This window comes from Pseudomonas sp. JL27(2026), from assembly GCF_056933555.1.
The window spans coordinates 2,974,762-2,996,753 of record NZ_CM167794.1; the positions used below are offsets into that span (position 1 = coordinate 2,974,762).

Genomic DNA, 21,992 nt, shown 5'->3' on the forward strand with positions numbered 1-21,992 from the left:
CAATTGGAATAGGCCCTTGACTCTACTCACGCGAATAAGGCTTAATCCGCGTCCTCAGTTACCCCTACCTTTGAATGGTGAATTAAGTGCTCTGCTCTCAACACATCTAAATCCGACGACGGTCTAGAAGCTGTTGGGTTCGCTTATGCGCGCCTCACCAATCCTCACGAGCGTTGTCGGTTTCCTTTTTTTTGGAGACGACATCATGAATCTCGATCCGCGCATCTACGCGCAACTGCAAGACCTGCACAAATATCCTCGAACACCGCACTTGGAGTCGTCGCGCCTACAACTCGGCGACACGGACAATGACCAGGCTCGATACTCATCACTGATCGGAAAGTACATCGTTGTTGAAGAAAAGGTCGACGGTGCAAACGCCGGTATTTCCTTTTCATCTGCAGGTGACCTGCTGCTCCAGTCGCGCGGTCATTACCTCGTTGGCGGCTCAAGAGAGCGGCAGTTCTCAATGCTCAAGCTCTGGGCGAATGTACATGAACGATGGCTGATGGATAGGCTTGAAGATCGCTATGTGATGTTCGGCGAGGTCATGTCGAAAGTACATTCGGTGTATTACAACGCGCTGCCTCACATCTTCCTGGAGTTCGACATTCTTGATCGCCAGCGAGGAGTGTTCCTGTCGACTCAAGCGCGCAGGACAATGCTCAAAGGCGGCCCCGTGTTATCAGTACCCGTACTGTATGAGGGGATTGCCCCGCAGTCACTTGCAGGTCTACTCAAGCTGGTTGGTCACTCGAAAGCCCGAACCGCCAACTGGCGCGAGTCCTTCGCCGCGGCGGTCCTGCGCGAAGGTCTCGACTTGCAGAAGGCGTGGAAGAACCTGGATGAATCAGACCTTATGGAAGGTCTGTACCTGAAGATAGAGAACGCAGGAGAAACTGCGGGCCGTTTGAAATGGGTCCGGCATGACTTCGTACAGTCAATACAAGATGCTGGCGTTCACCATCTTCAACAACCTTACATCCCAAATCGGCTAGCCGATGGAGTGGACCTGTATTCCCCGCAGTTGGCCATCACCTGGGAAGAGATCAACAAGGGAGATCAATGAGATGGACTTTAAGCACCTTTCGGCTTTAGTGCCCAAGCCCGGGGGCGAAACGTCGTGGCCGGAACTGATGGAAGTGATTCCTGCAGTCAAACTATTGGCTGGCACACCTCAAGAGCCCGAGTACCACGGGGAGGGCGACGTACTGATCCATACCCAAATGGTAGTGGAGGCTATGGTTCGCAGCAGCCCTTATGTAACGGCAACGGATGAACAACGGTTCGTCCTGTTTTACGCATGCGTACTGCACGATGTCTCGAAGCCGTCTACGACGGTGATAGACCCTGTCACTGGGCGGATAGGTCAGCCTGGTCATTCAGCGCGAGGAGCGGTCGACGCACGATTGATTCTATGGCGGGCGGGTGTCCCCTTTGAGACTAGAGAAACCATTTGCAGGATCATCCGGGTCCATCAGCAGCCATTTTTTGCCTTGAAAGGAAACCGGGCAGGGCAATCTGCGGAGTTCATAATCCACACTCTGAGCTGGCAGTTACCTATCTGGATGCTATGCGCAGTTGCGACAGCGGATATGGAGGGTCGTCAATATGCGGGCAAGCAGTCGATCCTTGAGGACATAGAGATCTTCAAGTTACTGGCCGAGGAGGAGGGCTGCCTGGCAACACCAAAGGCGTTTGTTGATGCCCACACAAGGCTCGCATATTTCGGGGGAGCCAACGTCCTGCCCAGCTTTCCCCTGTACAAGGAGAGGACCGGCTCCCAGGTCATCGTCATGTGTGGAATGCCCGCCTGCGGAAAGAATACGTGGGTTGAGAAACATGCCTGCAACCTGCCAGTAGTTTCCTTTGACGATGCCAGGACTGAGTTGGGCCTGGCGTACGGCAAAAATGAGGGCAGGGTGGCCGGAGCCGCCCTGGCGAAAGCGAAGGATCTTCTCAGGGAAGAAAGAGCATTCGTATGGAACTCAACGCACCTGTCTACACAAATGAGAAAGAAAACACTGGATCTGCTGCACGCCTATCACGCTGATGTTCGGCTGGTGTACCTGGAGCAAACCGAGAAAGAGATCTTCCGGCGAAATGGTCTGCGGGATACATCGCTGACCAACAAGACGCTTACCACGATGCTGTACAAATGGGAGGTCCCAACGCCAATCGAGGCCGGCACGGTCGAATTCTTTGTATAAGGGAGATGGAAAGTCAGCGAAGATCATCAGCCGTCGTTGTACTCATCCCAAACTATGAGGTGACCTCTGCAAGGTTTTGAGGGGCAGTTGCCCGTGTTTTCACTTATACAATCTTTGCGCTAGTAGAAATAAAATCAATGTGTGGCATGTTCTGCCCCATCCCAATACCCACGTGCACCCCGCAACTGCTTTCATTCAAAAGAGAGTTAATTGACCAGTCGACCGGGGCCGGGTGATTAGCACAACCCACTGCAAACTCGGTCGCAGCCAAGCCCCGTTCTAAACCCTCAAACATACTGCGGAATTGTTCGGTCACATCTGTGTTATCCAGTACGATGCGTTGTGCTACATTATTTTTAAATTCAATAATATTGCCCCCGCGTGACGCTTGTCTCATTAACTCAGAAAGCTCGCCTGTAAATCTCTCCTTCAGGCCCAGGTTATTCGCCAGATAAATAAAGCCATTAAATGCCAACTCGCCCTCAAGTGAGAAGCTCGGGCGTTCTTCTGAAATGTTAACGATAGAGGCTTCAAAAAACTCAGCGACGGAGTATAACCAGCCTTCCATCATGTCGTCGGAGTCATTGGCAATTTCTACGCTGTCACTCAATGTGCAGTGGAGGGTGTGCTGACTGCTACGAACCTGAATGGTCGGCTTAGCCAAAAGAGCCCCATAAGATTCTGCACGTCGCTTTAATGTAGCATGATGATCCAAGGCAAGAAGTTTGTGTAGCGAATACTTTAAAGACTCTGCGCCAGAGTCGAACTTCGCTGTCGCCAAGTGGGCCAGTTTGGCTTTGGCGACATCCCAAAGGTTACGTAATTTAGCATGACCATCATAAGTTGTTATAAGCATGAGCGCGCAAGAATTTGCGTCTGCAAAATCAAAATTATTGATATTTATTGTCTTGAACCCTTCATTGCGCGCCACATCAAGTGCAGTGTCAGAATCGACGACTATAGGCATAGAACGTGAGAGGAGTGACTCAAAGTAAGCATTAGCGTTCATTTTAAGTTTTTCTCAGGGAGTCTAATAGGGTATTGCCCAACGGGAGCTTAAAGCTCAGAGGTTCTACTTGGAACTGCTATTAGCGCCAAGGAGGAGGGAGGATGGATTTTGTTGGTAGTGAAGAGGCTGGTTAGAGCCTCTTCATTGCGCTACATATTTACCAGTAGGCATTTTCCAGTGCTTTGCGCACATCGACATCTACTTGGCGTGCCTTTACGGCCTGGGCGGTTTTAGTTTGTACCTTGACAGCTTGTTCGACTTTCTTAGTGTTCATATGATCACCTGAGTAAGTTTATTGAAAAGCTTTGCACGAGCGAAATAAAGCGTAGTAATAAATAAGTATTTTTCCATTAATGGTGATCATAAACATGTTACAAAATATGTTTCTGCGGATGCGGAAGTCTAGGCTCTGCTCGGAAAGTAATGTCGCAAACACCGCATGGTACAAGCCAGTGAGACCATCGCTGCATACCGATTCGCGAGTTTGTCGAAGCGCATAACGATGCGGCGGTTTTCCTTCAGCCACCCGAACATGCGCTCGATGATGTTGCGCTGCCGGTACTTGGGGCGATCAAACAGTCTTGGCAAGCCCAGCCTTGCTGGGGAGTGCCTAGAGGAGACGATTCGTGAGCAGGTGCGTCGTCTTGCTGAAGACCGGGGCGATGAGCTGATGATTCTAAGGACCATTTCCTTCGCTGCGGCTCAAGGGGCAGCTATAGACCCAGTTCGGCTTCGAATACTTTCTGGAATGGATGAGCCTCGCTTTGCAAAGTTGCTTCAGCGACTGGTCGATGAGCATGCAGTGCGTGCCAGGCCTGATGGTGCACTGATGGGGCTGCACGAGATCCGCTCGACATATCTTGACGTAGCCATCCGTGAGCTTCTTCCTTGCTAGCGATACTTTCGCGGCGTTCATCGTTCGGGTGCTGCGACGATGGCCTGACGAGGAAAAAGCCATGTTGGGGGGCTCGTCGCTCGGCTAAAGACAGAAGACGGGCGGTGCTGGACGCCAGTTCTTCATGGCCTCGGACTCGCAACCGCGGATCGAATTGCGGAAAAAGCGACGTTATTACCAATTGTCGGTTGAAAATCACCGCCGTCTATCAAATGCATTTTGAAGAGACATATTAACTAATGTTTCCAGGGTGAAGTGTCACGATGACGGGGGAACCGTTTGCAGATATCTAGATTTTCAATCTGAACTACGATCTCTCATTTTCAAAGTAATCTTTCGACGTAGGGCGATGTCATCGGCCATTACGCTAGGTGAGCCGCCACCATCGGCGACTACCTGAGCTTTATACCCTCCATCTAACAATAGGGGAGTGGGACAGGCCTATTTTGAGGTTGCCATTGAGGGAGGGCTCAACTGATCACTGCTCCCTTTGGACCACTGGCGATCAAACTGGCACCACAGGCGGTTTTCATACCGTCCAGTGCGACAGCAATTCCGCCCACTGTGTAGGTGTTGCTGCCCTCGGCAATGGGAAAAACGCCTTTGCACAGCGGGCAGCTGACCTTGTGGCCGACGCCGGCAATGGGTTTGCCGTTTAGATCCGTTTGGGAGAAGGCTTCAAGAACGACACCACCATGGCTGGTGGAGTCGCCTAGTCGAATCATGTCTTTCATCGCGCCAATCCTTCAAGATTGATTTTTGACACCACGTGCTTGAGCAGAAAGCCATCTTCCCTTAGCCAGAACCCGCTTCTCCTGGCTATTACAAAGAAAGGACTTAAATAAACATCTACTGAAACGACTAAACGTATTAGTCCAGCAGCCTCTTTCGTGTTTCATTCAAGGCATTTTGAAACGTTTGCTTGTCATTTTCCCCCACCTTGAATTTGTCCATCATACCGATGGAACGCTCAATAGCATCAATCATCATAGACGTCTGAGTTTTCTGGTCAGCCTGTTTAAATTTTTCGTGGTCGATATGGAGACGAAACTCTAGTTCCTTATCCTTCTTATTGAACTTCGCCATCTCCGCGAACCCAGAAATAAATTTTTCCGAGAGTATGACTGATATGAAATTCCAACCGTTCAGGTCTGCCTCTATATGAGCCTCCTCCAACAATCCAGCCAGAACAGGTTCAATTTTGGTTCTTGCGAGACGCTCCCCCTCTCCAATATCAGACTCTCGTTCCGCCGACATGAAAAATTCCATACACCCTCCTTAATAATCACTTTTATTCAAGTCTGGACGTTTATTGTGCTTAGCCTTGTATTCCAAGATTTTTTCGTGCTGCCAACGATGCATCTCTCGCTTGGTTCCGATTTCTTCTGGCTGCATGATTACACCTTTAGACTTCAGATACTTCGTGGAGTAACGTTTTTTCCCCATCGTCGTTTCGCCATATTTCTTAACGTCATCATTATTGTTCTTGTCTCTTAAGGTATATCCAATAGCAGGTGCATCACTATCGAGACTATTACCATGAATCTTTCCAGAGCGATCAATCTCGCATGAGCATGGCTTCTCCGGATTCGCACCCGCGCTGAACCTGCCGTTGGCTTTCCTTGGCTGCCCTTTCCATAAACCCAGTGGGTCCACCCAGCCAGTCGGGTTGGGTGCATATTGAAAAAGATTGATCCCGCCCAGATACCCAATCGGGTCCGGGCTGATAAATCGCCCGACCGATGGATCATAGTAGCGATAGCGGTTGTAATGCAGCCCCGTTTCATGGTCGTGATATTGGCCCTGGAAGCGGATCGGGTTGGTCAGCCCTTGCTGCTGTGCATACGCCGAGCGTTGTTCGCGTACTTCGCCCCAGGCCTTGTACTGTGCAGTCCAGGCTATATCGCCATTTTGATCAGTCAGCTCTTGCGGTGTGCCTAGATGGTCGCACTGATACCAAGCCAATATGTCAAAGGGATGCGCTTTAGGGGCGAGGTTCCACAATGGGTCGTCGTCCAGCCTGTACTCACCGATATAGTCAGGTTGTCCCAGCAGGTGAATCGGCTTGTGCGTCAGAGCCTGGACCACCGGAACGTAGGCGTAGGGCTCGAAGATGTAGTGCACGGTGCGCCCGGTGCCGCCATCCAGTTGGGCCGGGCTGCTTTCCCAGGCCAGGTTGTCACCGTCCCAGCCGTACAGGGTGAAGCCGCAACCGAGTTCGCGTTGCTTGCGTGCGTGTTCGCTGCGGTTCCATTGCGAACCGGCTTCGGGACGCTGTTTGTAGTGCGCGCTGGAATTTTTGTGCAGGCGGCGACCGAGTGGGTCGTAGGCAAAATCCACGGCCAAGCGAGCATCTTCGAAACGCACCAGGCGGTCGAACAGGTCCCACTGCATTTGGCTACGGGTGCCGTTGTGCCAGCGTTGGATCTGGTTACCGCGTTCGTCGTATTCGTAATGCGTGCCAGCATATTCGCGCAGCAGGTTGTCGACCAGTTTGCTGCGTGGCTTGTCTTGATCCAGTGGGCGCCGAATCTGTTGTGTTGGATCGTCGAGCAGGTTGCTGGCCGGGTCGAAGGCGAAGGTTTCCACGCCCAGGCGGCTGGTGGCACTGAGCAGGCGGCCGACCGGATCGTAGCGGTAGGCCAACGGACCACGGCGGCTATCGTTGATATCGGTCAACTGGCCGACGGCGTCGTATTTGTACTCGCGTTTGAGCAGCGTGGATTTGTCGTCGCTACGTCCCAGCAACTGTTTCTGCAAACGACCGGCTGGGTCCCAGCTCTGGGTTTGCAGCAGGCGGTTACCCTGATGGCGGGCCACTTCGCGGTGCAGGTCGTCGCGTTCATAGCCGACCAGTTCGTGCTCGTCCAGGCGCAGTCCCAGCAGATGGCCGCTGCCATAGGTGAGCCAACTGACGCGATGACCATCCGGGCGCACTGTGGCAATACGCTGGTTGAGCACGTCGTACTCGTGCTGCCAGACCGCGACCTGAGGTTTTTCCAGGCCCAGGTAATGCTGGTGCTCACGCAACAGGTTGCCGGCCGGGTCGTGGAACCATTGCAGGCGGCTGTCGGCATTACCGGCCATGACCAGATTGCCGTTACCGTCGTAGGCGAAGGTCTCGGTCTGCGACTGCTCGCCCAGTGTGGCGCGGCGTTCGGTCAAGCGGCCCATCGGGTCGAAGCTGACAGCGATGCTGCGTTCACCATTGGCGGTGCTGGCCAACCGGCCGCTTTCGGGGTCGTACTGATAACGGGTGGTGCGGCCATCGAAGCCGGTTTCTTCTAGCAGACGCCCGACCGGGTCGTAGTGGAAGTGCGCGCGCTGTTCGTTTTCGTTTTCCAGGGCCACCAACTGGCCGAGGCGATCCCAGCGGTAACGCAGGGTCTGTTCGGCGGCATCGACCCGCTCGGCGATTTGCCCAGCGGCGGTGTAACTCCAAGTGGTGCAGTGATCCAGGGCATCGACATGCACCAACAAACGCCCCTCGGCATCCCGCTCGAAGCGGTCCTCGGTCTTGTCCGGGTGTTTGATCAACACCAACTGCCCGGCCTTGTACTGGTATTCAGTGCTCTGTCCAGCCGGATCGGTGAAGCAGATCATCTGCCCGAGTTCGTTGTATTCCCAGGCACTGGTCTTGCCCGAGCAATCGACGTATTCCACCAACTGGCCGGCGTCGTTGTAGTCCAAGGCTTTTTCGTTGCCGTTGGCGTCCTTGATCGCTGTCGGCAGGCCAGCCTTGTTGTAGGCGTATTCGGTTTTGTTGCCCAGCGGATCAACCGCTTCGACCAGGTTGCCGTGATCGTCGTAGGCCCGCTGCCATTGGCCGCCCTCGGCATCGCTGATCTTGATCAGCAAGTCCTGGTCGTCGTAGGCGTAATGCATCACGCTGTGGTCGGCGCGGATGTGTTCAAGCAAATTGTCGCGTTCGTCGTAGCTGTAGCGGTCGGTGCTGCCGTCGGGGTGGACGTGGCGAATCAGGTTTTTCGCGTCATCACGGAAGAACCATTCCGAACGCTCGTCCGGGTGCCGAATGCGGTAGGTGTAGCCGAGGATGTCGTAGTAGTGCCAGGTTTCGTGGCCGTGGGCATCGGTGACGTAGGTCTGGCGGATGTTTTCGTCCCACTCCAGGCGGGTGTCGAAGCTGCCGTCGTCGGCCCATTCGCGCACGGCTTTGGCCTTGGCGCCCTGGCCCTGCCATTGCAGGTTCAGGCCGCGTCCGGTGCGGTCGGTGTAGCGGGTGATCAGGTGATGCTGGTACTGATAACTCCAGGCCGCGCCGTTTTCATCCTGAGCCTGAACCAGATCACCGAGAGCGTCGTAGTGGTAAGCGCAGAGTTGCCGCTGGGCGGCGCCATCACGGATTTCCCACAGGCCGATCAATCGACCGTGATCGTCGAGCAGGGTGCCCAGGTGCAGGTGCACCTTGGTGACGTCGTCTTGATAAGTGATCAGGTCCGATAGCACTGCCTGGTCAGCGTGGCGGTGTTCGTAATGCAGCATGATCCCCGCGCCATTGCGCAGCACCACACCGCTCAGCAGGAAGCGCTGGCCATGACGCACGTAGGTTTCACGTCGCTCGAAACCACGGATGAGCACCAGTTGCACCGTGCTGGTCCGCAGCACGGTGATGTTTTCGATGGCGTCGTAGTGGAACAGGCCGACCTTGGGCAATGGATAGGCATGACTGCGGCCGTCGGCATCATGAAACACCAAACCATCGTCGATGCAGTCGAAGCGGGTGGTGAACTCGGTGATCCAGCGTGCGCCCAGTTCACTGTCATCAAAGGCGTCCAGGCGCGAGCTGTAGGTACGGGTCCATTCGACAGGGAAGGGGCCGGGCAGGCTGAAGTCGGTGTGGCTGAGGCTTTCCGAGCCCACAGCGAAGTTGATGCTGTTACAGGTGCCGGTACAGGTGGCGTTTTTCTTGGGGTTGGGTGCGGTCGCCGCTGGCATCTCGTGACTGTTGGAGCCCAAACTCCCTTCAGCCGCTTTGCGCTTGGCTTGGCTGGTCGTGCCGGGCTTGACGCCGGCGGCCTGACCATGGGCATTGCGCTTGCGCCAAAGGGCGACGGCACTGGACAGCATCAGCAGCAGCCAGCCAATGGAGTTCTCGACGGCCTCGTTGTCCAGTTTGCTCAACTGGGTACGCAGCTCCGGCCCCAATGCACGCAGCTGGGCGGTGCTACTGAGCACACGCTTTTTGATGTCATCGGGCAGCCCGTACTCTGCGGCTGCGTTGGCCAGCCCGCTGCCGCCTGCTTTGAAAGCACTGAAGACACCTTCGAAGATGTTCTTGATGGCGGCGTTGGGGTTGTTAAGTAACTGTCCGCGTGCGGTGCTAAAGCTTTGTTCCGATTTCTGCAGTGCCCCCTTTGTATCGGATTGACCATTGACTAAAGTTTCCAGGCCTATGGCGATCTCGTTGATAACGTCTTCGCCGAGTTTGCCGGCATCCGCGAGGATACCTGGCAGCTTGTCCTTGGCTTGCGATACGAAGTCATCAAGGGTGCCGACAATGGACGCGTTCAAGTGCCCGACCAGAATCTCGATCAGCGATGCACCGATCAGGGTCTTGCCGGTCGCCTTCAGCTCCTGGCGAATCAGATGCAGGGTCGGGCGCAGGGTCATACGTGCGGCAGCCATGGCGGGCGGCAACGGCAAAACACCAATCAGGTTGATGGCCAGGCTGGCCCAGCCAAGCAGTTCACGTTTCTGGCTGGTCGACAGGGTGACGATATCGCCCAAAGCATCGACCAACGCCATGATATTGCCGAGTACCGGGAGGGAGCCGGCGACGTTCTTGATCCGGTCAAGGGTGACCACGTCACCACTGATGGACCTGAGCCAAGTGTCAAAGTAGGCCGCGCCGGTTCCCACATCCTGGATGTCGATGGCATTCAGCGGGACGATGGCAATCTGCGGTTCGCGTTTCTTTTCAGCAGAGGTTTCGGCAGTCATGAAATCATCTCACCCGCAAGCAGGTTGGGAACAGGGGGCAGGCTCGGCGCGGCGAGGGTGGTTTTTACTGGCGTGAGGGTGGGCAGTTTCGGCAACTTGCCGCTCTTGCTCGCCATCCCCAGGACGCTGGAGGCGCTGGGCACGACAGCGCTGGCCAGTTTCGGTAACCCAGCCGATCCGGCTTGCAGGGCACTGCGAGCTTGCTGGGCGGTTTGTAGGGCGCCCATGCCGGTTTGCACTGCGCCGAGGCCTGTCTGTGCCAGGCTTTTGCCTTTCTCCAGCAACTCGGTACTGTTGGCGGTGTTCGGCAATGCTTGGGCGACCAACGTCTGTACCTGCGCCGGAATGTCTTCGATGCCGGGCTGTTCGCGTGGCCATTCAGGCTTGCCGATATAGCTGCCAACACTCCAGGTGTCCGCTGGGTCCTTGCCGAACATCACCCGTGCCGGTCCTGGCGCCGCACCGGCCACCGTCGCGAAACCCTTGGCATCGAGCTTGCCCTTGAGGCTTTTACCCAGTGCATCGATCACTTCGAAATCGCCGTCCTTGATGCCCTGCTGTCCGGCGTACTGGTTGAACAGCTCCAGATTGCCCTTGCCCGGTTTCGGCGGTTCGGGGAACACACCGGCGAGGCTTTTCGCCCCGGTGTAGGCGAAGTTCGCCGCGTGGGCGGTGTAAGGCCCGGTGGTGGCGTGGGTGATGCCACCGGCGTTGTAGGTGGTGGCGCTGCCGCCGCCCTGGATCACCAGTTCGGTTTTTGCCGTGAGGGTGATGCGGTCGGCGTTGGCGGTGATGTTGAGCTTGGCCAACAGGTTGATGCTGTCTTTCAGCGCCCGAAGATCGATGTCACCGGAGGCCGCGACCAGACGCCAGCCCAGGTTCTGCACAAACAGGCGCATGCCCTGGCTGGCACTGGCCAGCAGGCGCTTGCCGATGGCCAGGCTGGTGTGGCCGGTGCTGCTCAACGCCAGGTGTTCGCCGGTGGCGAGATGGGTCGAGCGCGGGGTGGTCAAAGCGATGCCGGCCGGGCTGGCGAGCACCAGGTGTGGCTCGACGAACTCGGGGAATTCGTTGGTGCTCAGGTCGCCCGGCCCGGTGCCGAGAATGCCCAAATGCTGGGCATGCATCGCCTTGGCCACGTCGTCCTGATCGCCGGGCTCCTGGGCCTGCACCTCGCGGGCCTGAATCGCGAAACCGTCTTGCTGCTCGCTGGCGGTGGCCAGGCGTTCGGCGGTTTCCGGCAGGTCCTTGTGGTGTTTGCTTTCGTGGTGACGGGGTTCGGTAGTGATCAGCAAACCGGCCGCCGCGCGCACCGCGCCGTGGCGATCGGTGCGCAGCTCAAAGCCTTCGCCACGCGGCTGCCCGCCGGACGGGCGCGGGTGGGTCAGGTAGCCGAGGTTGATCGCGCTGGCACCGTGGTCACTGCGCAGCGCGATGCTGATCTCGCTGGTGGTGTCGTCGATGCGCAACTCGTTGGCGCGGCTGCCCTTGTATTCCTTGCTCTTGACCGTGGCCAGGGTCTTGAAGTCCGGCAACTTGTACGGCGGCAGGTTCACCCCGTGGTACAGGCAGCCGGTGATCAATGGCTGATCCGGGTCACCTTCAAGGAAGCTGATCAGCACTTCCATGCCGATGCGCGGCAGGTTGATCGAGCCGAAATTCTGGCTGGCCCAGTTCGACGCCACGCGCATCCAGCAACTGGTCTTGTCGTCGAACTCGCCCTCGCGGTCCCAGAAGAACTGCACCTTCACCCGACCATATTGGTCGCAGAAGATCTCTTCGCCGGCCGGGCCGGTGACGATTGCACTCTGGGTCCCGAGCACTTTGGGTTTCGGGTGATCGAGGGGAGGGCGATACGGCACGTCCCACGGGATCGCGCTGAAGCTGTTGCGATAGCCCTGATGGAAATCGTCCTTGAGGTCGGTGACGTCGCTGCTGATCACCTCTTCCAGCACCTGCGGCTGTTTGCCTTCGTGGAGGATTTCGGTCAGCAGCCACAGGTCGTTCCACGCCGGGTTGGCGTGCTCGGTCAGGGCCAGGAAATGCCCGGTGACCAGCAGCGGCTGATCACTGTTGCCTTCGGCGAGGCGGTAGTCGCTGCGGTGGCGTTCCAGCGCCCGATTGGCCAGGTGTTTACCGCGCTCGCGATCGACGAAACGCCCAGGGTAGTCGTAGTCCTCAAGGTCCGGTTTGGCGCTGCTTTTTGCATCGCTTTCCAGCTCGATGCGCGGCTTGGTGAAGTCGTAATCGCGGCGCGTGGTGCGGCTGGTGCGGGTGGCTAGGCGCAGCCCGAAGCGCTTGATCACCGGGGCATCGGCGACCAGCCCGGTGTCCTGCTGATAGGCCACCGGCGCGAGTTTCGGGAACACCGTTTGATCGTCACCAAACACCAGCAGATGGCCGCTGGCGCTGTGCTGGAAGTGGTAGTGAATACCTTCTTCCTCGCACAGGCGCTGGATGAAATGCAGGTCGGATTCATCGTACTGCACGCAGTACACGCGCTCGGGGTACACCGCGCTCAGCTGGAATTTGTAGTCGCTGGCGAGGATGCCGTGCTCTTCCAGCACCTGGGCCATGATCTGCGGCGCGGTCATCTGCTGGAAGATGCGCTGATTGACGCGATGGGCCAGGTAGGCCAGTTGCGGACGCAGGGAAATCCGGTAGCGGGTCAGGCGTTTGCCGGCCTCGCCCTGGGCGATGCTGTAGACCAGCCCGTGAATGCCGGTGCCGTTCTGCGAGAGCTGCAAGAAGGCCAGTTTGTGCAGCAGGCTTTCGAGGTTCAGTGAGGAACGTTCGCTGACCAACTCCAGCTCAAATTCGAACGGTGTGTTCAGGGCTTCACGGCCCTTGAAAGCCAGGACCTGAAAGTCCGCGCCCTCGAGGGTCAGCGTGAAATGGGGTTGGTTGGCCGGTGAGAACATCCGTTGTTCCTCGTGCAGTGCTGCGGCGTCCATCGACACTCCTGTCGGATATCAACGAACGCAAGAATATTTGAGTGACGCAAACAGCATCGACCAGCAAGGCTGGCCGATGTGTTGTAACGGTCGGCCAGACTTAGCCAGCGACCGGGGAACGCCAGTCATCGGAACCCGAAGTACCGGATACTTCATGGGTCCAGGTGATTTTTCGGTAGGTGAAGTGCACGTCTTCCAGGTGGGTGAAGTGCGAGTTCGACGGGTCCTGGCAGTTGTGCATGTAGTCCTTGATGTCCACGATGATCGCGTCTTCAAGTTTGGTGGTGTAGTAGTGCTCTTGGGTGCCGGCAGCGGAGGTGCGGTACCACTTGATTTCGATGGTGGTCATGCGCTCGCCCGAGGTCAGGGCAGCCAGCAGCAGTGGGGAAGCCTTGTCGAAGACTTTGGTGATAACCACGGGTTTGTGAACGCGCTGGCCGGTTGGTTGGCCGGACTGCGGGTCACGCGGGATGATTACTTCGTGGCTGAAACCCTGAACCATGACCTGGTCTTCATGACCTTCCTGGTAGGTGTTGCCAACGGAGTCAGCGGTGAAGGCGCCGGCGGTGATCAGGCCTTGTTTTTCGCCGGTGACGGACATATACGCTGGTGTTGCCATGGATGCTCTCCTTGCTTACATAAATGAGATAGCCCGGGGGCGAAATCGCCCGGTGGGTGATCTTTATGTATCAAGGTTTGTGCCATGTATAAAAATTACTAGTTAAATCAAATTGTTATGTATTCGGTACGTGGGATTTTGCCTTCTGGCGTGTAGGACGGGTCGCTAAAGTGCGCAAGAAGTTGCGCAGTACTGCGCAAGAAGTTGCGCACTCGGCTACAGCCCAAGTAGGTCGTGGGCTGTAGGGGATTGGCGGGCGTATTTCTGGAAGCAAGTGCGCAAGAAGTTGCGCACATAGGCAAAAGGCCGCTTCCCGGCTAAATCTCAAATCCAGGGGGCAAAAAATCAAACGCTGCGAAGGGCGAACAGAACGGTACGATGGGAACCTACAGCTTCGAATCTTCGACGCCTGAATATGGCATTACCCTTAATCACTTGCCCCTGATTGAGTCTTTGGATACCCAGGTCCCAGCGCTGCTTGTAACGGAAATGGGTGACCTAGGGCAGCTTAGTCGGCGAGCAGGTGATACCGCGAAGCCACAGCGGGCTCGCGGCGTATCTTGAATCCTCGGCTCAATGCAGATCAGAGCCCATCGATCTTGATGACGTGGGTTTCGAGCGGCTCAATCTGCCGGGTGAATGGAAATGAAACGCTTACGGAATGATCGACTATTTAACTTATGGGCAATGTCAGATGTTCATGACCAGTCCGGCATAGCGCAATTTCTGGCTGAATATCCCGGTGAAGAGCTAAGCTGTTCATCGATTTCTGTTCATAGAATGCGTTTTCCGTACCCCGCACCAATTTATTGCGCTGTCCGTGGATGCACAATCGATCACAGGGAGATGGCTAACCGAAGATTTTCAAGACTGCGCGCAATTTGTTCGGGCCTTCATTCAATGATCCGCATCGAAAAAAATCTGGCTCGCCATCGAGCCAATGCATAGTCCGTTGCTGCAGAGCTTGCTGGGCAACGGCTCGAGTTCGCATCCCCGATCCTTAACCTCGCCTAATACGAAGCGCATCTGAAGTTGCCCACGCCACCAACCAACGGGCCGACGTCGACGGTTGAACAGGTCAAGCGCACGGTGATCAATGGTCGCACCTGGGTGGAGGGACCCACGTCAACAGTGAGGTGATCGGCTATCGCACTCACTACCTGGCGACGCTCACCGCGCAGGTGTCCATCCTGGCTCTACCTTCCGGACGCCGGTGGTGTGATGTTGCACGATGAGGACAAAAAGCTCGTCGGCACTCTGAAAGGGCTCGTGCCAGAGAGTACGGACACGGAAGGAATGCTCGATGTCGTTCTCACGGCTTCGCTTTCCCTATGGGCTTGCGCAGTGGAACCTTCAGGACTAGAGGGGGGCAGAAGTCGCATCATGGTACGGCAAGGCGGAGTTGCAGGCGGAGGATATTCGCCCCTACCCTCAGGGCCGCGCATCACTGTCTAAACGTCACGGCCTCTCTTGGAGACATCGATGACGACCACCTCGATCTTGTCGAGGCCCTGGTTCAGCACCATCTGCTTGAGCTGGTCTGAAAGCTCTACAGCACTGCTAGCCTTTTCACCAGGGCAGGCCTTGAGGTCTTTCCCGAACCAATACACCAAGTAAATAGCATAACCATCGGCGCCCTTCGTGCGTGAATAGAATTCAAGTTGATCGAGCGGTGCGGTTCGCAGGTGTTTATGGTCATGGCGTTTTATTTCGATCGGCAAAACGTGACCTTTGTCATCGCGAACAATTACATCCACCCTGACTTGTGCGTTCAACTGCGCTTCGCTGGTCGCCTTGATATTCCCGAATGCCTTCAGCCAGTCATAGAGCCGAATGACAAGGTGATCCCGGCAATGATTCTCTATTTTAGGTGACCCCGTTCTTTTCTGAGTGTCCGTTTCCTTTGGGTAGTCCCAGTATTGCTGCCAAGTAGAGTTCTCGCTCGAATCCATCTCATCATTGTGCTGAAGCAGTAACTCGACCAGCAGCGCCTGGAAGTCTCTCACACTGATGGGGCCTCGGCCGCCTAGTACATCGTCGAAGGATTGGACGTCAACGTGCTTGTACTGCATCGCTCTCAAGCCACGCTGACTGTTCGCACGTTCGTGTTGAAGCAGAGTCCGCCATGCTCTCAGAGGTTCCATTGCACACAGATCATCCAGCGCCTCGATCGCTGCCTCATTGCAGGGGATACCCAGATCGGCGATGAGCCGGGAGAGTACGAAACTTCCTTCATCCATGGTGTCAGGGTAGTGCTGGGCATGGCGGCCCAGCCCCTCGATTAGGCATTTGACCAACGGCACTTCCACCTGCGGGGCAGCACTGAAGAAGTCACGGAAAAAATCTGCCCGTGTCACGCACTCATAAAGGACGTTCCGATCCACCGTTTCCATGCTGGAGGCAATAGGGGCGTGGAATCGCCCCGGCGCGGCCAGCATACCGAAGCATGCCCAGAGAAATGCGGCAGTGGCTCCCATGTTTGGGGATGAAAGGTGCGTTTCAGTGATCTCGATACATTCGCAACGAGACAGATGCCTGGACATGGCACGCAGCAGCGGCACCAAGGCATAGGGACGCAGGTGTGGACAGGAGAGAGCGTGACTACGAATCGTTTCTGTCATCTCAGGAGATGGACGATCCTGCTTCGCAATGCAGTCGAAGACGAAGTTGACGACATTATCAGAGCAGTTCATAAGCTGATCCAACAGGGCTGCACCTGCATCGCCGGCGATCAACAATTGATCGAGGCAAAGCAGGATGACGCGCTCGCGCCGCTTCTCCTCCATGACAACCGCCGAACCCTTGATCGCATGGGCGTAGGTAGACAGAGGCAGTACTGGCAGGCCTGCGGATCCGGTCTGCTCGGCACGTATCAGCACAGCCGCCGTGTGCAACGATCCATCAAGGGGGAGTTGCGGGGCGCGACAGACCAGGTTCAGCAGCACAGCGTTACGTTTAGTGTCGTCTTCCGACGCGTTCATGCAATACCGAAATGCATACATGCAGGCTTCTTGGATTTCCTCCAGCTGCTTCTGCATGTCCTCTGGTATCGGAACGCCAAAGGACGTATAGGGATGACAAAATGCGTCATCCTCGAAGTCATCGTCAGCGCGGGCGATCGCCAAAATTTCAAAGATTCCTTCGACTTCCGCTTTCCGGGGCATGAGCAGCGTTTCCACATGGCGAACCAGGTCCTTGTCATTCGAACCGATCACCAGTTGCATGCAAAGTATCGCTGCGTTCTTGAACCCGCCTTGTGTGTCATCACCTTTGTTTTCCAGTACCCAGTCCAACCACTGCGGTTTGGCCGTGACCTCGAGCAATCGCAGGCGCTCCGAAATATCGTAATTGTCTATAAAGCCGAGTACGCAGCGCTCAAAAAGCGCTTCTTCGCGGTCCTTGGCCTTCATTAACCACTGTTTCAACGCGAGGATGAAGGCTTGATCTTTATGGGCGTCACGGCAGACATCGATCAGTTTCACTACCTGCATCACGAAATCGAGCGTCGCCGCCGGATCTTTCAGTAAAAGCGTGCCTAACGACTCGATAAACAGACGGTGCACTTTATCGGACGCGGGTGAGCAATAGCGATCGTTGAATACCCGCGACGCGAGTCCCTGCTGGACTAGCACAGAGGCTAACGAATCGAGTACGCGCTGAACGGTATCCTGTTGCTGACTGAGGACATGAAGGATGGCAAGGATTGAGTCGACATCGGCGATCGTTACCTGTTCGCTACCGAGAGCGGCCAACAACTGAACTCTGACCTTCTGGCAACCGACATGAGGATTGAACTCGAGCGCGTTAAAGAGCTCTCGATACTCCTCGGCTGTCGCGCGCGCGCAATGCCCCCAGGCTTCGACCGCTAGGCATCGAAGACGCGCGTCACGCCGCCAGTCCAGCACAATCTGTTTGCATTCGGCGGACAACGAAGGAAGTGGTTCGCTTTGGGGAATGGCTGCCAACAAGACGTAAATTGTGTGCGCAGAGGAGGAGGGGGCCTGTAACTTTTGCAGTATGCAATGTTCAATATCTGGCCCCACTAGTCCTGAAACAGACACATCAGGAAGCTTGGCGAAAAGCGGGTCCTGTTCGCCCATTGCCTGAATCAATATCTCCCGGGCACGGGTGTCGAATACAGCGGCATCGCCGTATAGCAGTACGGCCTCAGGATCTGTGCGAACCAGTTCCAGCGCTTGCTCATGCAACCCCATCTCGGCTAGATGAACGGCAAACCAAGCGTAGAGGCCACGCAAGTCATTCGGGCTTTTTCCATCGTCACCCGTGATCAGGCCGATAGCACGACTCAACGGACAGCGATAATGATCGCCGTTGCCCTTGACCGCCAGGGCGAGGGCATGTCCACCCAAATACTCCGCTACCACCCGATGGGCAGGCGTGAAATGCTTGCCGTCCCCCTGAAACAATGCGGTGCCCAACACGGCGTCCAGTTCTTCCTTGGACAACCCGCACTGGCTGAGTGTAATAGACCGCTTGGCATGCACCTTGCGCGTCGGCGACTCGAAGCGGCTGACCGTGCCGTGGCCTGTCACCAGCAGCATCAGCAGCAATCGGGATGCCTTCGACAAGCATTCATCTAGAGAAAAGCGCCTTGTTTCCTGGTGGAAGTCATTGTGTTCGCTTCCAAGCTTTTCGATGGCTGACTGAAACAGGTCACGTTTCGACCTTGGCCAAGTACCGGTCGTGGTGACGATTGAATGCAACAGGTAAAGGCTGAGTGGGTTCTTGGTGAGCGAATAAGCGCCTGCCTGATTGACATGACGTAAAAACTCAAGCGGGTCCGAGCAGCGATAGTGCTCAAGTAGCGCTATTTGCTCGAACACTTCGAGCGGCAGCAGCTTCACGACGACAATCTCATCTTTGCTTGCTGCGCGGAGCGCCTTGCTGACGAAGGCTGGGCGCCATGACTCCGTGCGGCAGGATATGCGCCAGCGATCAACGGTCTTCAACGTTCTGGAGAGTTCGAGGAGGCTCGGCTCATAGGCCATGTACTCATCCAAGGCATCCAGAAACACCGCGTCGGCGGTTGTGGGAGAGACCGTGAAGTCGCGTACCTCGACAACCGATGACTTGGCATCGACTGCCAGTTTTTTGAGGGCGTGGGTCTTGCCGATCCCGGGCTCACCGAGAATGACGACGCGAGGGAAAGTGGCCAGGTCACTCAGCCGAAGGTTGGGTGGAATCTGCGCTGGCCCATCTACTACGAAGACGGCGCGATTGATGTCAGCATGATTGGCAGATTCCACGTTCTGAGTCCTTTCCTTGAGGGAGGGCTATTCAGAGCGTATGTGGTGAAGACGTCAACAGGTTTGTGGCATACCGTGACTGGGCACAGGACCAACGCAACACGCTATAAAGTGGGCTGTTCATAAGCTGGCCAGAACCTTGCTTTAATGGGGACTTTAGTGCTGATACGATGGAGAGTGTTCATTGATCTTTGTTCACAGCATGAACCCAAGCAAACAAGAGGCACGAGATCTCCGCTCATAAAAGCTTGTGTCACTAGGCCATTATTCTTTGCCTTTCGTACTATGCTCCATCGTCAGCCACCCAGAGAAGGGGGCATTAGTAGTGGTTCAACGTCGTACGGAGCAGGTATGTCGAGTCTACAAGCTGAATATCAACGTTTCCTTGGATACCTCGCTGGCCAACAAGTGCATGACGATGTGCGTCGCATGGCCAATCTTGTCATGAGCCACTTGCCGCATTTCGCAGAGGTCGGAACCACTCGTAGGGCAAGGTCTGGAAGGCTAGCACCGCTCGCCCTTCAGACTCTTCCAGGCGTCGATCCTCAATCACCCGTCATTGCTCACACCGCGCCGACTGACCGCCAGCAGGTGCGCCTCCAGCGATTAGATGTAGGCCCTTTCCGAGGCTTTATGCAGCCCGAAGTCTTTGACCTGAGCCACGACATTACGCTGGTTTACGGGCCAAACGGGACAGGTAAAAGCAGCTTTTTCGAAGCGCTGGAAACAGCCATGCTGGGCTCGATTAGCGAGGCTGGGGTAAAACGCTTTGATCATCGGGCCTACTGCAACAATGCTCGCTTGGGCCGTCATGACATTCCGCGCCTGTTCGCATCAGTGGGTGGTGCAGAGGTAGCAGCCTTGAGGGTTAGCGACGAAGATTACAGGTTCTGCTTCGTAGAGAAGAACCGTCTAGATGACTTCGGCCGGATCGCCGCGAGAACACCGGGGGATCAACGTCAGTTGATCGCAACATTGTTCGGCGTTGAACAATTCAGCGAGTTCGTCCGAGGTTTCAACCCGAGCCTTGATGATAACTTGCACCTTTCCGGCATCAGGGCGCTTCAGCTTGAGGGGCGGCGTAATCAGGTCGCGGCTTCACAGCATGTGATCGACAATCATGAGCAACGCATCGCAGGCGTTACCCAGGTCGAGAACACGCTAGCGGAGCGTATTCAACCCGGTAGCACGTATCAGGTCTGCAGCGATTGGCTCCTCGGGACAGTGGAGGCGCAGGGACGCTTCGCCTACGTTCAAAGCCTCCTGGACTCAGCATTGCCAGCCATTCATGGATCTACAGCCGCTGGGCTGGACCAGAGGCTAAACGACGTTTACCGCTTATTTGATGTGAGCCAGGCTGCACGGGGATTGCTTGCCGACCGAGCGGCTGACGTCTCGTTTTCGAATCTCTATGAGGCTGTTTTGCAGCTGTCAGCTGGAGCGACAGTGTGCCCTGCTTGTGGCACCGGTTTGGATAAAGTTGCTCGCGACCCGTTTGAGCGGGCACGCACCGGCTTGGCTGAGCTTGCTGAACTCAAGACCCTTCAGCAAGGGGTGCAGCAGGCCAGCAACGATTTGGATGAAGCGTTTCGCTCATTACTCACCGAAATGCAACGAACATTAATCGCAGCCGAGCAGGTCTGTCGTACAGAGCTCGCTGGGTCACAGTTGCCTCCGCTGCCACAGAATGCAAGTGGCCAGTGGCTTCAAGTGTGGGTCGATGATGAGCGCAGAGCATGGCGCTGTTTACTCCATCTCGCCACCCTCATCGAGCAGGCTGATAACAACAGTCGCCAGTTAGCTCTACAGAGGCAGGACTTTGCTCAGGAGCGAGATCGACTCGACGCCTTCCGGATCGAGATCGAACGCTGCCGATTGCTGAGATCCCAGGCAGTAACCGAGTTGGAGCAGGCGAGAGCGACGATTGCTCAATTCGAGATTGATAACAAACAGCTGATCGAGGAGGTCACCCGGGAAGCGGCGGTCATTGAGCACAACAAGCGCATCAAGCTCGCCTATGACGCTTATCTCCCTGTGCTTCAGGCCTACCTCGCTGACCTTCCGCGCCAGCTGTTGCAAGGTCTAGGAGAGAGCGCTCGTGACTTGTACAACTCTTTCAACCGAGAAGACCCCCCGCCGGCGCAAATTCATGCACTGTGGTTACCGCTGGCTGAGAACGGAAAAATTGAAATTGAGTTCGTGAGTCAGCCAGGGTTGCGATTTGATGCGCTCATGATCCTTAGCGAAGGGCACATTCGGTGCCTTGGGCTTGCGATTCTCTTAGCCAAGAACCTGGCCGAGAACTGTCCGGTCGTAATATTTGATGATGTTGTGAACGCCATTGATGATGAACACCGAGACGGCATTTGGCGTACGTTCTTTGAAAGCGGGCTGCTCGACGCCAAGCAGGTCATCCTTACCTCGCATGCCGAGGAGTTTCTGCATCGAATCCAACAGGAGATCGGTGCTCAGCGAGCAGCTCAGATACGCCGGTACCGCTTCCTTCCTCACCAGGGCGAGCATCACCTTCGCATCGATACTGATCCGCCCACCAAGAACTATGTTTTGCTTGCGCAAGCCTCGCTGCAGGCGCAAGAGAAGCGGGATGCGTTACGCCATTCGAGGGCTGCCATCGAAAGCCTAACCGACCGAGCATGGACGTGGTTCGGGAAGCGTCATGACGCACGCCTGGAGCTCAAGCTAGCTGGCCCACGTGCGAACTGGGAGCTAAACAACAAGTGCCTGAAGCTTCGCAGTGGTATGGCTAGAATCCAGGCCCCAACTCAAGGTGTGCAGGAATTTTTAGCTGGCCTTGATGCCTTGCTTCGAGTCAGCGGAACGTCAATTGAATGGAATTACCTGAACAGCGGAACGCACGATTCCCAGCGAGATCATGAGTTTGATCGCGCCGCGGTTAATACGATCGTGACTGCAGCTTTGGCAATGGACAGAGGACTAGAGGCTATACGAAACGGCTAGACCACGAAACATTGGTTCAATTAGTGGCACCCTATGGGTGCCCAACCAAATAGAGTCCATGCGTTACCTCATAACTCTTTCACCTGTCTTTAGATTTC

The 21,992-nt window shown here is 55.9% G+C and carries 11 protein-coding genes and 1 pseudogene; 3 read left to right on the top strand and 9 right to left on the bottom strand.

Translation table 11 applies throughout. The features are described 5' to 3' along the window. Positions 1-205: 205 nt before the first annotated feature. Together AC1Z1G_RS13445 and AC1Z1G_RS13450 are read left to right on the top strand one after the other, a co-directional pair. Positions 206-1,069: an RNA ligase family protein gene (locus tag AC1Z1G_RS13445; protein ID WP_483627650.1), complete on the top strand. Its 864-nt coding sequence runs from the start codon at positions 206-208 to the stop codon at positions 1,067-1,069. A 1-nt stretch (position 1,070) separates the two neighbouring features. Then, positions 1,071-2,210, top strand: a complete 1,140-nt coding sequence (locus AC1Z1G_RS13450; protein WP_483627652.1) for an AAA family ATPase — start codon at positions 1,071-1,073, stop codon at positions 2,208-2,210. A 103-nt stretch (positions 2,211-2,313) separates the two neighbouring features. Here the strand turns inward: AC1Z1G_RS13450 and AC1Z1G_RS13455 are convergent, their stop codons facing one another. The 9 genes and pseudogenes from AC1Z1G_RS13455 to AC1Z1G_RS13495 all read right to left on the bottom strand — a co-directional run bounded on the left by AC1Z1G_RS13455 (position 2,314) and on the right by AC1Z1G_RS13495 (position 18,915). Next, positions 2,314-3,219, bottom strand: coding sequence for a CgnE/CgnB domain-containing protein (locus tag AC1Z1G_RS13455; RefSeq protein ID WP_483627654.1), 906 nt, complete (start codon positions 3,217-3,219; stop codon positions 2,314-2,316). Positions 3,220-3,621: 402 nt separating this feature from the next. Beyond that, the gene (locus AC1Z1G_RS13460; RefSeq protein ID WP_483627656.1) at positions 3,622-3,906 is read right to left on the bottom strand and encodes a transposase; all 285 of its coding nucleotides are present in this window, start codon (positions 3,904-3,906) and stop codon (positions 3,622-3,624) included. A gap of 544 nt (positions 3,907-4,450) precedes the next feature. Further along, positions 4,451-4,525, bottom strand: a pseudogene (locus AC1Z1G_RS13465) (isochorismatase family protein); the annotation flags it as partial. Positions 4,526-4,584: 59 nt separating this feature from the next. Then, positions 4,585-4,848 carry a PAAR domain-containing protein gene (locus AC1Z1G_RS13470; RefSeq protein ID WP_483627657.1) on the bottom strand — a complete coding sequence of 88 codons (264 nt, stop codon included), beginning with the start codon at positions 4,846-4,848 and terminating at the stop codon, positions 4,585-4,587. A gap of 136 nt (positions 4,849-4,984) precedes the next feature. Beyond that, complete coding sequence (locus tag AC1Z1G_RS13475) at positions 4,985-5,383, bottom strand: Imm44 family immunity protein (protein WP_483627659.1); 399 nt, start codon at positions 5,381-5,383, stop codon at positions 4,985-4,987. Between the two features lie 9 nt (positions 5,384-5,392). Beyond that, positions 5,393-10,075, bottom strand: coding sequence for an RHS repeat-associated core domain-containing protein (locus AC1Z1G_RS13480; RefSeq protein ID WP_483627661.1), 4,683 nt, complete (start codon positions 10,073-10,075; stop codon positions 5,393-5,395). Beyond that, positions 10,072-12,996 (bottom strand): type VI secretion system Vgr family protein, encoded by a 2,925-nt coding sequence (locus tag AC1Z1G_RS13485; protein ID WP_483627845.1) that lies wholly within the window; start codon positions 12,994-12,996, stop codon positions 10,072-10,074. Before AC1Z1G_RS13485 ends, AC1Z1G_RS13480 begins: the two co-directional genes overlap by 4 nt. A gap of 133 nt (positions 12,997-13,129) precedes the next feature. Then, a complete protein-coding gene (locus AC1Z1G_RS13490) occupies positions 13,130-13,648 on the bottom strand; it encodes an Hcp family type VI secretion system effector (protein ID WP_347903517.1) in 519 nt (172 codons plus the stop codon). Between the two features lie 1,451 nt (positions 13,649-15,099). After that, the gene (locus AC1Z1G_RS13495) at positions 15,100-18,915 is read right to left on the bottom strand and encodes an NACHT domain-containing protein (protein WP_483627663.1); all 3,816 of its coding nucleotides are present in this window, start codon (positions 18,913-18,915) and stop codon (positions 15,100-15,102) included. 351 nt (positions 18,916-19,266) lie between these two features. On the opposite strand from AC1Z1G_RS13495, the gene AC1Z1G_RS13500 reads away from it, so the two are divergent. Next, positions 19,267-21,894 carry an AAA family ATPase gene (locus AC1Z1G_RS13500; RefSeq protein ID WP_483627665.1) on the top strand — a complete coding sequence of 876 codons (2,628 nt, stop codon included), beginning with the start codon at positions 19,267-19,269 and terminating at the stop codon, positions 21,892-21,894. Positions 21,895-21,992: the final 98 nt, after the last annotated feature.

Coding starts and splice junctions, on each gene's coding strand:
- AC1Z1G_RS13445 (WP_483627650.1), top strand. CDS start 206: ATGAATCTCGATCCGCGCATCTACGCGCAACTGCAAGACCTGCACAAA.
- AC1Z1G_RS13450 (WP_483627652.1), top strand. CDS start 1,071: ATGGACTTTAAGCACCTTTCGGCTTTAGTGCCCAAGCCCGGGGGCGAA.
- AC1Z1G_RS13455 (WP_483627654.1), bottom strand. CDS start 3,219: ATGAACGCTAATGCTTACTTTGAGTCACTCCTCTCACGTTCTATGCCT.
- AC1Z1G_RS13460 (WP_483627656.1), bottom strand. CDS start 3,906: ATGGTCCTTAGAATCATCAGCTCATCGCCCCGGTCTTCAGCAAGACGA.
- AC1Z1G_RS13470 (WP_483627657.1), bottom strand. CDS start 4,848: ATGAAAGACATGATTCGACTAGGCGACTCCACCAGCCATGGTGGTGTC.
- AC1Z1G_RS13475 (WP_483627659.1), bottom strand. CDS start 5,383: ATGGAATTTTTCATGTCGGCGGAACGAGAGTCTGATATTGGAGAGGGG.
- AC1Z1G_RS13480 (WP_483627661.1), bottom strand. CDS start 10,075: ATGACTGCCGAAACCTCTGCTGAAAAGAAACGCGAACCGCAGATTGCC.
- AC1Z1G_RS13485 (WP_483627845.1), bottom strand. CDS start 12,996: ATGTTCTCACCGGCCAACCAACCCCATTTCACGCTGACCCTCGAGGGC.
- AC1Z1G_RS13490 (WP_347903517.1), bottom strand. CDS start 13,648: ATGGCAACACCAGCGTATATGTCCGTCACCGGCGAAAAACAAGGCCTG.
- AC1Z1G_RS13500 (WP_483627665.1), top strand. CDS start 19,267: ATGTCGAGTCTACAAGCTGAATATCAACGTTTCCTTGGATACCTCGCT.